A 15,304-nucleotide genomic window follows, 5' to 3' on the forward strand; every position below is an offset into this window, starting at 1 on the left:
CGCTTGATGCAACGCACCCTCTTCACCTAAGCAGGGGAGCGGATCACCTCACAGCCCGGTCTCACCGACGCCCAGCTGCACGAGCTCGCACACGCTCGCGCACGGCAACTTCCCCGCCTGCGAGGACGATCTCTGACTAACCGGCGCGCCGAGGTGTCCGTCCTCATGGACCGCGGGGCCGCCAGGGAACTCGAACCGGACTCCGGCGCCGACCCGACGCTCTCGCTGGTGAGTGTGTCCGTGAAGGGCGTGAACCTCCTCGTCGGCAACTCGGAGATCCTCGAACCCGACGAGTACACCGCGTGGGCGCAAGCCGTCGTGGGGGAGCAGTGGGCGACGCGTCTCTACGCAGCCGGTGCCCTGTCGGGCAGCAACGACAAGCGGCTTTCCACGTTCTACTTCTACGTCTTCACCGAGCACGACGGCCACGCCGTCGACAAACCGGCCGGCTGGTCGCTTCAGCTCGAACCAGTCACCACGTAGAACCACTTGGCGAGCCGGGCATGCACTGATCGAGTGGGCGGCGTCGAGGCGGTAGACGGACCATGCGGCACAGGGCGCGCAAAGATGATCTATTCCTGCCCAGGGAAGGTACCGGCAGCACGCCACCGCTCCCCGCTGTCGTCGACCGCGAGCTCGCAGTTCTTGAGGCGACCGATGAGCTGCCGGCGACTGGAGATATCACCAGACAGGCTCACGTAGTTCAACCCGTCGATGTCACTCAGTGGCCGGACGTCACCGACGCGCACCAGCACGACGTGATCTTGATTCAGGGCCATGGCCCAGCCGGCTTCGAAGACCACATTCTGCCGGGCCTGCCCGCTCAGACTCGCTTCGCGGGGGTTGTCGGTCGCCTGGTGGAACTCCGGCTTGACCTGTCCGAGATCGTCCGCTGTCATCAGAACGACGACAGCTGTCGCCAGGTTGATTCCTGCGCGTACGACGTCAAGAGTGTGCGGAGTGCCCCCGCCACACGCGCGAACAGCGTCGTCCCAGGTGACGATCCGCAGGTCCAGCGCGAGTAATAGGGACTCGAGAGCCTCGTAGGCGTCGTTATCTCGACCGCGGACCACGAAGACAGCGCGATTGGGTGAAGCTGCCGTCGCTTCGGTAGGCGTCGGGGCAGTTGTTCCCGGTCTCTTGAACTGACGCTCCAGCGCGGGATTCCGCACCGTTGGCTGCTGACGACGCCGAACTGCTTCTAGGTCGTGGTCGAGGTTCTGGTACAGATCCGCCGCGGCAGGGTGTCCTCGCCGGAAGGTCTGAGGCATGCCGGAAGAATCAGATCCGACGTACTCGATCAGCTTCATCAAGCTCAAACGGCCCTCGGGGCGCTTCGCAAGCTCGCGGGTGAGGTGTGTGGCCTTCTTCAGCTTGTTCGGCATGCCGTCAGCGGTCGGAAGGGAATCGACCTGGAATCGCTGGTACAGGCTGTCAATGACTCCATGAGTGGCTTCCGCATCGAGCAGGCGAGCGAGTGCCTGTTGGGTCGGTCCACTCAACGCTGTCATCCGGTGTCTCCCTGGTATTGGGTTCGACCGTACCAGTGAGGAGGTGACGTCGATACCGGCAAGCGCTAGCGACAAGGACCCCCCGCTGCAGGTCGGACGTGGCCACGGGCGTCGGCCACCTCTCTCGTCTGAGTATGAGAACTTGACGGAGGGCACTTGCTGCCGGTTCAGATGAGGGCGTCGCCACCGGCGTCACTGAAACTGCTCACACCGAGGGTGGTAGGGAAGATCGTCACTCGCCCGATAGAGATTGACCTCGCGACGGCACCCAGAAGTCTGTCGCCAGGCTACGCGCCGCGAATGTGCAGAAATGGACTTTAAGGTGCAATACTCCATGTATGCAGTCTATTGGAGTGGTTGAGGAGTACTGGACTGGCGTTGCGAGTCAGTTGCAAATCGAAGCAGACGTCTTCAGTCGTCTGGTTGGTCATAATGGCGAGACGGGGAGAGCAAACGAAATTGCACTCGAAAGTCTTGTAACTAAACTTATCCCAGCGCACTATGGAGTAGGTACTGGGATCGTGATTGATAGGCACGGAGGCCGCTCGAAACAATGTGACCTAATTGTCTTTGACAAAGCCTCTCAACCGCAGTTGCTTGCGCAATCAACGCAACTACTGTTTCCAATAGAGACAGTGCGAATGGTCATCGAGGTGAAGACTACAGTCACCGCCAAAGAAATCGCGGATTCCTCTGAAAAGAAGCTGAGCTTGAATGCGCTCGATTCCGCGTCTGAACGAACTCCGGCATTTGGGCTATTTGGCTATCAATCACACGGAGCCCCATCTGTACGTGCTCTCGAGATCAATGAGCTACCTGAGAATTCTCGCCCTGACCTGACGTGTCTGCTCGTACCAGGCGTAGTCACTGACCCTGGCAATTTGCAGGTTGTCGGCATGGTGCCTTTGCATAAAGTGACGGCGGCGGGGGAACGGCTAAGCGAGCAATGGATAGCCGCTACTGGAACGGCAACTTGGATCGCCTCAGGAGTCACTAGGTATCCGATTAGTCGCTTCAAGCCTAATGGCCCTCGACATGTATTCGAACCGGGCCGAGCTCTTCTGATTTTTGCCAAGCTACTTTTGGATGTTTTAAATCTCGACGCCGGAGCGGAAGCCTCGTGGCTCGGCAACTATCTTCCGCCGATCGCGCGCCAGATAGTCGTGCCTTCTCGCTAAGCTGCTACGGTCAGAACAAAGTCCTTTACTGGCAAAGCCATGACGTCGATTACTGCGGCAGCTGTGCCAAGTGACTGGCGCATTGGGCTATCGACCCACTGATCGGTGACAACGATGACTTCCTCGTTTGAAGTCGTTTGTGAGAAGAGTGCCAGCGCAAGAACTGCTACTTGCGGGTTCTCGTTCATATCATCGGGATCAATTAGCTCGGGGCAAGACGAAAGCACTGTCTCCATGTAATCCCAAGGGTCATCCAAGCGGCTGAAGTGGCCCGAAGAAGCACGCAACCAGCGAACAGTACTTTCGCCGTCCCCAAGCCTCCTGCACTCCTTGATCACAAGAGGAGGACAGACCAACGAACCTTGAATCGCAAGTTCAGTCAGGGAATCAAGGATATCTTCAATTTGATGTCCCGCGTCAATACAGGTGTCTTCCAGTGCTATCAGAGCGCTCGCGTCGAGAATATACAAGGGCACGTCAGCCGGCCCCTAAAAGAAGACTCTTTATTTGCTCAAATTCGGCTCTGTTGACGTTTAGTTGTTGCCGAGCGTCAAACTCGCTTAACTGGTTCGTATTGCGAAGGGTTACTACCGCTCGGGTGAACGTAGCCCCATACTCGTCAAGTCGAATTAGAGGACGTGTACGACCGCCATCCGGGCTGAAGCCCCTGATGACCTCGTTGCTTGCCTCAAAAACCTTATCTACGACGGTCTGGTCGGTCAGGCCGAGCTGTCTCAACCGAATAGCCACTGCCTGCCAACTCGCGTTGTAGCGGTTGGATATTAGGCGGATTCGATCGTCAATTTCGCCGACTGAGACAGTAGCCCAACCTTTGTATTCAAAGTAATTGCGTAGATGTTGCTCTGGGAGCAAAAAAGCAGATGCGAAGTCGTCGCACCATTTTTCCTCGGAAGACGAGGGGTCGTGGCAGATCGCCGCAGTTCCGGCGGCGAGATGAGCTAGCTCGTGGAGAAGAGTGAAGCTCTTCAATGAAGCCAAGTTATAAGCTGAATTAAGAGTGATGACTGGCGCAAGGCCGTCGGGTAAGGAGAATCCCCGGCAGTTCGAGCGTCCGGCCGCAATGTAGAGAACGACGATACCCAAGCGTTCGATAGCGGCACGCAGTCCCTTATATGCTGCTGATTTGCTCGTAGCGTTCACCTGATCCTGGTAGGACCAAGCGAGGAAGTCGCGCATCGTGGTGGCGAACTCGATCGGATCCGAACCGGGCTGAGGTAACGATACGGCTGCAGACGAGTTGACTTCGGCTGCCCATCGAGCAAGCTTCTGAGCTCCGCCTGCTTTGCGAACCGCTCCCAGTTCAGCGGGCGGGTCCACGCTTTCGCCTTCGATGGCCGCTCTGAAGCGGATTGTGTTTGGCGTAGCCGCAGGTGGGGCAGGCAGAAGGAAGAACTGCAGGGATCGACCGACCCGCTTTGCTATTTTCTCCAAGTCGCCTTTATTTGGCGAATCCTCAGTTTCGGCCATCCAGGCTTCGATCGTTTGTGCCGAGCGGCCGGTGATCTGCGCAATTTCGTCGACGGCAACGTCGGCGTCATCAAGCGCCCACCGAAGAACAGCGCCGTTTACCGGGATGCGAGGCATGCTGAAAACTTAGCGGATGGTGCCGGTCTGCTTGCGAGCGGTGTCGTGTGTGAGTCTTGAGTCGCGATTGAGGTGCGGCGCATGATTGCGTGAGGCCCGCTGCCACGTCCTGTCAGAGTGCCTCGAGAAACATTGCTTCCTGGGACACGCGGTCGCCTCGCAGACGAAGCCCGAGCGCTCGTCGGATCCCGGGCGCACAACCGTCTAGGGAAGGCGTCTCGTGGTGGGATGCCTCGCTTTGGGTTCGCGAGGGGGTTTCTGATGCGGAGCGGCTCCACAGTTGCTTGGCCTTGGGCACACGTTCGGTAGATCGTTGCGCTCGGCTGCCGCTCAACGCGCCCGTCGCCTTAGGGCTGCACCAGCTGCAGGTTCTGCGTCGTGGCCCCGGAGGGCAAGGTCGTAGTCGAGCGCTCCCGGGTGAGGATTCGCCTCGAGTGAGCCGAGGAGCGAGTCGGTGCCTGCCTGTGTCGCATCAGCGGACTTGGTCGGTCTTGATCGCTCTGCTCACACCGCCACCCTGCTGAGGGAGCGCGGGTAATCCGATCATCCTTCGAGGCGCGTCGGGAGCTTCAATGTGCCCTTGCGCGGGGGAGGGCGCACATTGCGGCGCGCCCCGTCAACCGCCTACTTCCGCCGGTTCAGCACCTTCGTCCCCACCCCCGCGATCGCAGCGCCCACGATCGGTGCCACCAGGAACACCCACACCTGCCCCAGCGCGTCCGGCCCCGCAAACACCGCCGCAGCGATCGACCGCGCCGGGTTCACCGACGTGTTGCTCACCGGGATGCTGATCAGGTGCACGAGCGTCAGCGTGAAGCCGATGGCGAGCGGCGCGACAGCCTTGTACTCGCTCTTGGCGGTGACGGAGAGGATGACGGCGACGAAGACGGCGGTCAGGACGATCTCGGTCAGCAGGACCGCGCCGAGGCCGAAGCCGCCGGGGGAGGCGGCGCCGTAGCCGTTGGAGGCGAAGCCGGAGTCGCGGGCGGCGGTGAGGTAGCCGGCGGGGCCGTCGGCGGCGACGAGGAAGACGACTCCGGCTCCGACGAGACCGCCGAGGATCTGGCTGACGATGTAGCCGGGGATGTGCTTCCACTCGGTGCGGCCGGCGATGGCGAGACCGATGCTGACGGCGGGGTTGAAGTGGCCGCCCGAGATGTGGCCGACGGCGTAGATGCCGGCCATCACGGTGAGGCCGAAGGCGAGGGCGACGCCGAGGAAGCCCACTCCGAGCGCGTTGCCGGAGTCGGGGAAGGCGGAGGCGAACACCGCGGTGCCGACGCCGCCGGCGACCAGGAGGAAGGTGCCGAACGCCTCCGACGCGTAGCGCGCTCCGGCCGAGTACTGCTCGGCGTGCTCGGTGCGCTGCTCGCTCGTGGTGCGGCTGGCGGTGTGGGGGCGGGCCATGATCGTTCTCTCTCGGGTCGGGGGAGTGCCTGCGGGGTCACCGGGCACCGGGACACTCCAGCACCCGGCAGCCGAGCCGGAGCCGGGACGCGGAGGGCTCTCAGACTCCGTCGCTCGACGGTTCCGTGAGCGGCCTGGAGCCACTCGCTCGGCGGCCATCCCGGGCGCCCATGCACAGGCGCCCGTCACCGTAGCGACCGGCCGACGCCCGCACGTCTCAGCGCCGGGGACAGGCGGGAAACGGGCTCCAGGTGGCCCGAGCGCCGCCTCGCCCACCTCCCTCTTCTCCTCCGCCCGCCTCCCTGCTACGGTGCTCTGAACCGGTTTACAAAACCGGTTCAGACGCGGCGACGAGCGAGGGAGCTCCCATGGCGGGCAGACCGACGATCCTCGACGTCGCGCGTGAGGCCGGCGTGAGCAAGGCGCTCGTCTCGTTCGCGCTCAACGACCGGCCGGGCGTCTCGCCCGACTCCCGCGAGCGGATCCTTCGCGTGGCCGCCGAGCTCGGCTACCGGCCCAGCCTCACGGCCCGCTCCCTCTCCACCAGCGTCTCCTTCGCGGTGGGCCTCGTCGTGGCGCGCGACCCGGCGGTCATCGCGGCCGACCCGTTCTTCCCCTCCTTCATCTCGGGAGTGGAGCGGATGCTCGCCGAGCGCGGCCGGGTGCTGGTGCTCAGCGTGGTCGACCCGGGCGCCTCCGAGGAGGCCGTCTACCGCACGCTCGCGGCCGACCGCCGCGTCGACGGCGTGTTCCTCACCGACCTCCGGCAGGACGACTCCCGGCCGGCGCTGCTCGCCGAGCTGCAGATCCCGGCCGTCACGCTCGGGCGACTCGAGGGCTCCTCCTCACCCGCCGTCGTGATGGACGACTCCGCGGGCATCGCCGACGCCGTCCGGCACCTGGCGGAGCTCGGCCACCGCCGCATCGCCCACGTCGCCGGGCCCGACCACCTGCTCCACTCCTCCCGCCGCCGCGAGGCCTTCACGCGGGCCTGCACCGACGCGGGGCTCGAGCCCACCGCGCTCGTCGCCACCGACTTCAGCGCCGAGCAGGGCGCGGCGGCCACGGAGCGGCTCCTCGACAGCCCGACCCCGCCCACCGCGATCGTCTTCGGCAACGACCCGATGGCCATCGCCGGGCTCGGCGTCGCGCACGCCCGCGGGCTCCGACTCCCCGACGACCTCTCGATCACGGGCTTCGACGACTCCGAGATCGCCGCCCACGTCTACCCGTCGCTGACCTCGGCCCGCACGCGCCCCGCGCGCTGGGGCGAGGAGGCCGCCCGCACGCTGCTCGACCTCATCGAGTCCGGCAGCGCCCCCGACGTCGACCTCGAGCCCGCCGGGCTCGTGGTGCGCCACTCGACCGCTCCTCCGCGGCCGTCGACCCACTGAAGACGCGTGCGCACCGTCGCGCACGCCGGACAAGGAGAACACCATGGCCCCCTCGACGACGAGACGCTGGCTGACCGGGATCGCCACCGCCTCCCTCGCGACCCTCGCCCTCACCGCCTGCAGCGGCGGCGGCGGAGCGTCGACCGACCTCACCGCCACCGGACCGATCACCATCTGGTACTCGAACAACGAGCAGGAGGTGCAGTGGGGCAAGGCGATGGTCGACGCGTGGAACGCCGACCACCCGGACGAGGAGATCACCGGGCAGGAGATCCCCGCGGGCAAGAGCAGCGAGGAGGTCATCGGAGCCGCGATCACGGCCGGCAACGCGCCGTGCCTCGTCTTCAACACGGCCCCGAGCGCGGTCGGCCAGTTCGAGCGCCAGGGCGGACTCGTCGACCTCTCGAGCTTCGACGGCGGCGCGGACTACATCGAGACCCGCAGCGGCGACCTCGCGGAGCAGTACCAGAACGCCGACGGCGAGTACTTCCAGATGCCGTGGAAGAGCAACCCGGTCGTCATCTTCTACAACAAGGACCTCTTCGCGAAGGCGGGACTCGACCCCGAGAACCCGTCGCTGTCGACCTACGACGACTTCCTCGCGACGTCGAAGACGCTGGTCGAATCGGGTGCCGCTCCCGCCGCGATCCAGCCCGCGCCCACCAGCGAGTTCTTCCAGACCCAGTTCGACTTCATGCCGCTCTACGCCGCGGCCACCGGAGGGACGAGCCTCGTCGAGGACGGCAAGGCCACCTTCGCCGACGACGAGGGCTACGAGGTCGCCGACTTCTGGAAGAGCCTCTACGACCAGGGCCTCGCCGGCCGCGAGCAGTACCAGGGCGACGCCTTCGCCGACGGCCAGGCCGCGATGTCGATCGTCGGCCCGTGGGCGGTCTCGGTCTACGACGACCTGAACTGGGGCTCCGTCTCGGTGCCCACCCCCGACGGCACGCCCGCCGAGGACACCTGGACCTTCAGCGACGCGAAGAACGTCGGCCTCTACTCCGCCTGCGCCAACAAGGGCACGGCGTGGGAGGTGCTGAAGTTCGCGACCAGCGAGGAGCAGGACCGCTCGCTGCTGGAGACCACCGGCCAGATGCCGCTGCGCACCGACCTGCAGACCACCTACGCCGACTACTTCGAGGCGAACCCCGCCTACCAGCGCTTCGGCGACCAGGCGAGCCGCACCATCGAGGTGCCGTCGGGGCCGAACACGGTGCAGATGCTGCAGGCGATCCGCGACGCCTGGGGCAAGACGGTCATCTTCGGCGAGGGCGACGTGAAGACGGCACTCGACGGAGCGGCCGAGACCGTCACCGGGCTCGCCGGCCAGCAGTGACCCGGCCGTGACCACCCTCACCCGCCGGCCCGCGCCGGCCGGGGCACCGGGGAAGCGGAGCCTCCTGCACCGCGTCCTCGGGCCCCAGCCCCTCGGGCTGCTGTTCGGCAGCCCCTACCTCCTCTTCGTGCTCGCGGTCTTCGCGTTCCCGGTCGTCTACTCGGTCTGGATCGCGTTCCACGACTTCTTCTTCGCAGCTCCCGGCGTGCAGGTGGAGCGGCCGTTCGTCGGCCTCGACAACTTCGTCACGGCGTTCTCGAGCCCGCAGGTCATCCGCTCCTTCGGCAACATCGGGATCTTCCTGGTGATCAACGTGCCGCTGACAGTGGTGCTCTCGCTGCTGCTCGCCGCGGCGCTCGACAAGGTCGTGCACCTGCGGACGTTCCTCCGCGTCAGCTTCTACGTGCCGTACGTCACGGCGAGCGTCGCGGTCGTCGGCGTGTGGCTGTTCCTCTTCAACGGGAACGGACTGGTCAACAGCCTCCTCGGGCCGCTCGCGCCGAACCCGTCGTGGCTGATCAACGAGCAGCTCGCGATGCCGATCATCGCGCTCTACGTCACCTGGAAGCAGCTCGGGTTCTACATCCTGCTGTACCTGGCGGCGCTGCAGAACGTGCCGAAGGAGCTCTACGAGTCGGCCTCGACCGACGGCGCCGGACGCATCCGCCAGTTCTGGTCGGTGACCGTGCCGAGCGTGCGGCCCGCGACCCTCCTGGTGCTGCTGGTGTCGACCGTCACCGGGGCGAACCTCTTCACCGAGCCCTACCTCCTCACCGGCGGAGGCGGCCCCAACGGCGCGTCCGCCTCGCCCGTGCTGCTGATGTACCAGCTCGGGATCCAGCAGGGGCAGCCCGACGTGGCCTCGGCCATCGGCGTGGTCCTGGTGCTGCTGGTGCTGGTCATCGCCTATCTGCAGAACCGCTTCGCGGGGGAGAGGAACTCATGAGCACCCTGTCCAGTGCCGGAGGCGCCGCCTCGGCCGTGCCCGCCGCCGCAGCCCCGGAGAAGTCGCCGCGGAGGCGCCCCGTCGGCTCCAGCCGCGGAGCCGTGATCCTGCGCGGAGTCGTGCTCGCGATCGGCGCGATCGTCTTCCTCTTCCCCTTCTACTACATGATCGTCGGCTCCCTGCAGACGGATCCGGACCCGACGCTCGCGGGAGCGATCCCGGAGCCGGGCAACCTCACGCTCGACAACTACGTCAACGTGAACGAGCGGATCAGCCTGCTCACCGGACTGGTCAACTCCGGGATCTTCACCGGCGGCGTGCTGCTGTGCACCGTGTTCTTCGGCGTCCTCGCCGGCTACGCGCTCGCGATGCTGCAGTGGCGGGGGCGCAACGCCGTGTTCGCGCTCGCCCTGCTGGTGCAGGTCATCCCGTTCCAGCTGCTGCAGATCCCGCTCTACGTGCTGATCGCGCGCGACTACGGCCTCGCGGACAGCCACCTCGGGATGATCCTGCCGTTCGCCATCAACTCGACGGCGGTGATCATCTTCCGGCAGTACTTCCTGCAGCTCCCCAAGGAGCTGTTCGAGGCGGCCCGGATCGACGGCGCCGGCGAGCTGAAGCTGCTGTGGACCATCGCGCTCCCGCTGGTGCGGCCCGCGCTGGTGACCGCCGTGCTGCTGACCTTCATCGGCCCCTGGAACGAGTTCCTCTGGCCGTTCCTCATCACCAAGGACGCGTCGCTGCAGCCGCTCGCCGTGTCCCTGGCCAACTACATCTCGAACGTGGCGTCGTCGACCGACAACCCGTTCGGGGCGATCCTCGCGGGAGCCGTCGTGCTCGCCGCGCCCGTCGTGGTGCTGTTCATCGTGTTCCAGCGCTACTTCGTCTCGACCGATCTCGGATCCGGAGTGAAAGGCTGACCATGTCTCCCACCCTCACCACTGTCCCCTACCGTCTCGAGCGCGTCGGCGTCGTGATGGAGCCCGCCCCGGGCGACGAGCTCGAAGCCGAGGGGGTGCTCAACCCCGGCAGCGGCCGCGGGCCCGACGGCGAGCTGTACCTCCTGCCCCGGATGGTCGCCGCCGGCAACGTCTCCCGCGTGGGCCTCGCCCGCGTGGTCGTAGAGGGCGGCGTGCCCGTCGGAGTCGAGCGCGAGGGCGTCGTGCTCGCGCCCGACCGCGGCTTCGAGCGCGGCGCGCACAACGCCGGCGTGGAGGATCCGCGGATCACCTTCATCGAGGCGCTCGGCCTGCACGTGATGACCTACGTCGCCTACGGGCCGCTCGGGCCCCGGACGGCGCTCGCCGTGTCCGAGGACCTCCGCGACTGGCGGCGCCTGGGCCCGGTGACCTTCGCCTACGACGACGCTCTCGACATCGACCTGGGCCTGTTCCACAACAAGGACTGCGTGTTCTTCCCCGAGATCGTCGCCGCCCCGGACGGCACCCGCTCGTTCGCGGTGCTGCACCGGCCGATGTGGGACCTCGGCGAGACGCGGCCGGGCGAGGGCGTGCGCCTCCCGGCCGGGATCGAGGACCCGCGGCAGAGCATCTGGATCAGCTACGTGCCGGTGGACGAGGTCGACCGCGACCTGGCGAGCCTCACGCGCTGGACGCGGCACCGGTTCCTCGCGGGCCCCGAGTTCCCGTTCGAGGAGCTGAAGGTCGGCGGCGGCCCCGCGCCGCTGCGCGTGCCCGAGGGGTGGCTGCTCATCCATCACGGGGTCACCGGAGTGATCGACAGCGCCTTCGCGCAGCAGCAGCACGTGAACTACTCGGCCGGAGCGATCCTCCTCGACGGCGACGACCCGTCGCGGGTGATCGCGCGCACCGCCGAGCCGCTGCTCGAGGCCGAGACGGAGGAGGAGCGCAGCGGGATCGTCCCGAACGTCGTCTTCCCGACGGCGATCGAGGAGATCGACGGACAGCACTACGTCTTCTACGGCATGGCCGACTCGAAGATCGGCGCGGCCCGCCTCGTCCGCACGGACGGCTGACTCCCCGGATCGAGTCCGCCCGCGCCTCGTGCTGATCGAGCAGCCGCGCATCGCGTATCGAGATCCGCCCCCACATCCCCCACCCAAGGAGAGTTCGATGACGAACACGCTCACCAGATCGGCGGCCGTCCTGGCCGCCGCCGCCCTCACCGTCGGGGGCCTCGCCCTCGGCGCGACCCCCGCGCAGGCGGCCGAGCCGCTGACGAACACGGCGCACCTCGACTTCCTCCTCGACACCGCCACTCCGGTGCCCGAGCCCGGCCACACCACCTACCGGCTCGACGAGGAGCCGACCCTGGTGATGCCGTGGACCTACGCCGACGCCCGCGACGGCGGCGCCTTCGAGCGCGTGGGCGGCGGCCGCCTCGATCCGGCCACCGGCGACTACGAGCAGGGCGCGTTCAACACCGACGACATCTCGCGCGCCGCGGTCGTCTACCTCCGCCACTGGCAGCAGACCGGGTCGACCGAGAGCCGCGAGAAGGCCTTCGAGACGCTCCGCGCCCTCGCCTACTTCCAGACCACCGAGGGCGACGACGCCGGGAACGTGGTGCTCTGGATGCAGACCGACGGGGAGCTGAACGCGAGCGCCGAGCCGGTCGAGCTGCCGGATCCCAGCGACTCCGAGGACAGCTACTGGCTCGCCCGCACGCTCTGGGCGCTCGGCGAGGGCTACGCGGCGTTCCGCGACACGGATCCGGAGTTCGCCGCCTTCCTGCAGGAGCGGCTGCGCCTCGGCGTCGCGGCGGTCGACCGCGAGGTGCTCACGCGCTACGGGGAGTACGCGCAGGCCGACGGCGTGAAGGTGCCGGCCTGGCTGATCGTCGACGGCGCCGACGCCACCTCGGAGGCGCTGCTCGGCCTGTCCGCCTACCTCGAGGCCGCTCCCGACGACTCCGCGGTGCGCACGAGCACGGCCGAGCTCGCCGAGGGCGTCGCCGCCTACGCCCGCACCACGACGACGGAGGCGGACACCACCGCCTGGCCGTACGGCGCGATCCTCCCGTGGACGAAGTCGCGCACGCTCTGGCACTCCTGGTCGTCGCAGATGGCCGGGGGACTCGCCGCGTCGTCCGCGGCGCTCGACGACTCCTCCCTCCTCGAGCCCGCGCTCGTCGACGGCGCCCGCTTCGCTCCGGAGCTGCTCACCGCCGGTGGCCCGGACAACGGCTGGAACCCGACTCCGACCGACCGCGTGCAGATCGCGTACGGAGCCGACTCCCGCCTGCAGAACTCGCTCGCCCTGGCCGACGCCACCGGCTCCAGCGCCTTCACCGACCTCGCAGCCGTGCAGGGCGCCTGGTTCTTCGGCCTGAACCGCAGCCTCGCCCCGGTCTACGACCCGGCCACCGGAGTCGTCTTCGACGGCGTCCAGGCCGACGGGTCCGTCAACCGCAACAGCGGCGCCGAGAGCACCATCCACGGCCTGCTGGCGATGCTGGCGCTCGACGCACACCCGGACGTCGCCGACCGTGCCCGCTCCGTCGCCACCGAGCGCTCGCGCGACGGGCTGACGCTGGTCGAGGCGGAGAGCGCGCGCAGCGGCACCGTCGTGACGCCCGAGTCGTCCTGGACCGGGGAGGCCGGCTGGAGCGGCTCGTACCTCTCGCTGACCGACCCGCGCCGCGCGGTGTCGATCCCGATCGGCTCGTCCACGCAGGACCGCGTGGTGGAGGCCGTCATCGACCAGCCGCAGCGCGGCACGGAGCGCACGCCGCTGAGCGTCTGGACGTCCGGCTCGCGCCCGCTCGACCTGCTCCGCTCGACCGTCGGGTCGCAGGGGGTCACCGAGGCGTCGGGCGCGCTGCTCCCGGAGAAGCTCCGCCGCACCGTGCCGGCCGGATCGACGAGTGTCCAGGTCCGCCCGCTGAGTGGGCAGACGCGCCTCGACGCGCTGCTGGTGCGCCCGCTGGTGACGCGCCTCGTGGTCGGAGGAGAGGGCGGCCGCACCGAGCTGATCCGCAACTCCACCGACGGGGTGCGCACCACGGCGATCGGCGTCTCGGGCGGCTCCGGCACCCTGCGCGTCTACTCGCAGGACGGCGTGCTCGTGAGCGAGACGTCGCCGTCCGGTGCCGTCTCCGTGCAGCTGCCCGCGCAGGGCTTCGCGGTGCTGGTGGGCTGAGGGCGTCCCTGCTGGTCGAGTAGCCGCTACTCGATCGGCAGGGGGCGGTGAGTGCACAGAAGTCGCGGTACTCGCGGTCGAGTACCGCGTCTTCTGCGTTCTCGTGGGGCGAGGGCGGCGGGGGGCGCGCGGCTGGGCGCGGACCATCAATCCAATGAGAGCGCTCTCTCGAAAACGCTTGACCTCTCCGCGGGGGCGTGCGTAAGCTCGCCGCACACCTCGTGAGAGCGCTCTCACATACGCGGAACAGCACGCGTGAGAGCGCTCCCGGGGGTGCCCCACCACCATCACGAAGGAGTGACCGTGCCCTATTCACGACGCACCAGGATCGCCGCGGCGATCGCCGGCGCCTCGGCCCTCGCCCTGATCGTCACCGGATGCTCGTCGGGATCCGACGCCTCCGAGGGCGGCGAGATCGAGCTGACCGTCACCACGTTCAACGCCATGGGCTTCGACGAGCTCTACGGCGAGTACGAGGACGCCAACCCGGGGATCACCATCGTCCCGAACAACATCGACACCGGCGGCAACGCGCGGACCGACGCGTTCACCAAGCTCGCCGCCGGCTCCGGACTCGCCGACGTCGTCGCCATCGAGGAGGGCTGGCTCGGCTCCGTCATGGAGGTCTCGGACCAGTTCGTCGACCTGCGCGACCACGGCATCGAGGACCGCAAGGCCGACTGGGTCGACTGGAAGTACGAGCAGGCGACCGACCCCGAGGGACGCGTCATCGGCTACGGCACCGACATCGGACCCGAGGGCCTCTGCTACAACACCGCAGCCTTCGAGGCCGCCGGCATGCCCACCGACCGCGCCGCCGTCGCCGAGATGCTCGGCGGACCGGACGCGACCTGGGACGACTACTTCGCCGCCGGCCAGAAGTACCACGACGCGACCGGCAAGGCGTGGTTCGACCACTCCGGATTCGTGTGGAACGCCATGGTCAACCAGCTGCCCGAGGGGTACTACACCTCCGACGGCGAGCTGAACGTCGAGGGCAACCCGGAGCTCGAGGAGCGCTGGGGCCAGCTGACCGACGCCACCGCCTCCGGCCTCTCGGCCGCGCAGAAGGCGTGGGACTGGAACAAGGGCAAGTCGTTCACCGACCAGACCTTCGCCACCTTCGTCTGCCCGGGCTGGATGTTCGGCACGCTGAAGAGCAACGTCGAGGCCGGCGGCGGGAACGCCGAGGCCACCGGCTGGGACTTCGCCGACGTCTTCCCCGGCGGCCCCGCCAACTGGGGCGGCTCGTTCCTCTCCGTCCCGACCCAGTCGAAGCACCCCGCCGAGGCCGCCGCGCTGGCGTCGTGGCTCAGCGAGCCGGAGCAGCAGCTGAAGGCGTTCGAGGCGGCCGGACCGTTCCCGAGCACCCTCGACGCGCAGAAGGAGCTCGCCTCGGCGGCCGCTCCCGACCCCGGCATGAACGACTCCCCGACCGGCGCGATCCTCGCGCAGCGCGCCGAGGGCGTCGTCGCCCAGTACAAGGGCCCGGACGACTCGCTGATCCAGGAGAACGTCTTCGGACCGGTCCTGCAGAAGGTCGACCGCGGCGAGATCGACGGCAAGGAGGGCTGGAACGAGGCGCTCCAGCTCCTCGGTGAGCTCGTCGACTGATCCGGTCGGGCCGACGCCCGGGGGCTGACCCCTCCGAGCCGACGCCCAACCGATACGGGAGGTCCGGCCGCCACCGGACCTCCCGGTCCCCGTGCGGCCGGGCCGCCCGCATCCCGGGCCGCCTCGCCGCACGGGAGAAACGCTGCCGCCCGCCGGCCGAGGCCTCTCCGGCCCCGCCGCCCGCGACTC

At 67.6% G+C, this 15,304-nt stretch carries 13 protein-coding genes; 9 read left to right on the plus strand and 4 right to left on the minus strand.

The features are described from left to right. The first annotated feature begins 228 nt into the window (after positions 1 to 228). Positions 229 to 483 (plus strand): hypothetical protein, encoded by a 255-nt coding sequence (locus tag GTU71_RS12960; RefSeq protein ID WP_159940387.1) that lies wholly within the window; start codon positions 229 to 231, stop codon positions 481 to 483. An 89-nt stretch (positions 484 to 572) separates the two neighbouring features. Here GTU71_RS12960 and GTU71_RS12965 read toward each other — a convergent pair whose 3' ends face one another. Beyond that, a complete protein-coding gene (locus tag GTU71_RS12965) occupies positions 573 to 1,511 on the minus strand; it encodes a TIR domain-containing protein (protein WP_159940389.1) in 939 nt (312 codons plus the stop codon). Positions 1,512 to 1,864: 353 nt separating this feature from the next. Between GTU71_RS12965 and GTU71_RS12970 the strand changes: the two genes are divergently transcribed. Beyond that, positions 1,865 to 2,689, plus strand: a complete 825-nt coding sequence (locus GTU71_RS12970; RefSeq protein WP_159940391.1) for a DUF6602 domain-containing protein — start codon at positions 1,865 to 1,867, stop codon at positions 2,687 to 2,689. Here GTU71_RS12970 and GTU71_RS12975 read toward each other — a convergent pair. From GTU71_RS12975 to aqpZ, 3 genes are all read right to left on the minus strand, one after another. Further along, complete coding sequence (locus GTU71_RS12975) at positions 2,686 to 3,165, minus strand: hypothetical protein (RefSeq protein WP_159940393.1); 480 nt, start codon at positions 3,163 to 3,165, stop codon at positions 2,686 to 2,688. The two genes, GTU71_RS12970 and GTU71_RS12975, sit on opposite strands and share 4 nt — an antisense overlap. Before the next feature lies 1 nt (position 3,166). After that, the gene (locus tag GTU71_RS12980; RefSeq protein ID WP_159940395.1) at positions 3,167 to 4,294 is read right to left on the minus strand and encodes an ImmA/IrrE family metallo-endopeptidase; all 1,128 of its coding nucleotides are present in this window, start codon (positions 4,292 to 4,294) and stop codon (positions 3,167 to 3,169) included. Between the two features lie 624 nt (positions 4,295 to 4,918). Continuing rightward, positions 4,919 to 5,701, minus strand: a complete 783-nt coding sequence (gene aqpZ, locus GTU71_RS12985) for an aquaporin Z (RefSeq protein ID WP_159940397.1) — start codon at positions 5,699 to 5,701, stop codon at positions 4,919 to 4,921. A 368-nt stretch (positions 5,702 to 6,069) separates the two neighbouring features. Between aqpZ and GTU71_RS12990 the strand changes: the two genes are divergently transcribed. The 7 genes from GTU71_RS12990 to GTU71_RS13020 all read left to right on the plus strand — a co-directional run bounded on the left by GTU71_RS12990 (position 6,070) and on the right by GTU71_RS13020 (position 15,115). Then, positions 6,070 to 7,095, plus strand: a complete 1,026-nt coding sequence (locus tag GTU71_RS12990) for a LacI family DNA-binding transcriptional regulator (RefSeq protein WP_159940399.1) — start codon at positions 6,070 to 6,072, stop codon at positions 7,093 to 7,095. 43 nt (positions 7,096 to 7,138) lie between these two features. Then, positions 7,139 to 8,434, plus strand: coding sequence for an extracellular solute-binding protein (locus tag GTU71_RS12995; protein ID WP_104223955.1), 1,296 nt, complete (start codon positions 7,139 to 7,141; stop codon positions 8,432 to 8,434). A gap of 7 nt (positions 8,435 to 8,441) precedes the next feature. Next, complete coding sequence (locus GTU71_RS13000) at positions 8,442 to 9,380, plus strand: sugar ABC transporter permease (protein ID WP_104223956.1); 939 nt, start codon at positions 8,442 to 8,444, stop codon at positions 9,378 to 9,380. Continuing rightward, complete coding sequence (locus GTU71_RS13005; RefSeq protein ID WP_159940401.1) at positions 9,377 to 10,300, plus strand: carbohydrate ABC transporter permease; 924 nt, start codon at positions 9,377 to 9,379, stop codon at positions 10,298 to 10,300. The genes GTU71_RS13000 and GTU71_RS13005 overlap by 4 nt, the downstream gene beginning before the upstream one ends. A gap of 2 nt (positions 10,301 to 10,302) precedes the next feature. Next, positions 10,303 to 11,376, plus strand: coding sequence for a glycosidase (locus GTU71_RS13010; protein WP_104257499.1), 1,074 nt, complete (start codon positions 10,303 to 10,305; stop codon positions 11,374 to 11,376). A 97-nt stretch (positions 11,377 to 11,473) separates the two neighbouring features. Beyond that, entirely contained in the window at positions 11,474 to 13,501 is a 2,028-nt protein-coding gene (locus tag GTU71_RS13015; protein ID WP_159940403.1) for a hypothetical protein, read from the plus strand. 303 nt (positions 13,502 to 13,804) lie between these two features. Next, positions 13,805 to 15,115: an ABC transporter substrate-binding protein gene (locus GTU71_RS13020; protein ID WP_104224001.1), complete on the plus strand. Its 1,311-nt coding sequence runs from the start codon at positions 13,805 to 13,807 to the stop codon at positions 15,113 to 15,115. Positions 15,116 to 15,304 lie beyond the last annotated feature (189 nt).

It is taken from the genome of Rathayibacter sp. VKM Ac-2762, from assembly GCF_009866585.1.
Taxonomy (GTDB): Bacteria; Actinomycetota; Actinomycetes; order Actinomycetales; family Microbacteriaceae; genus Rathayibacter.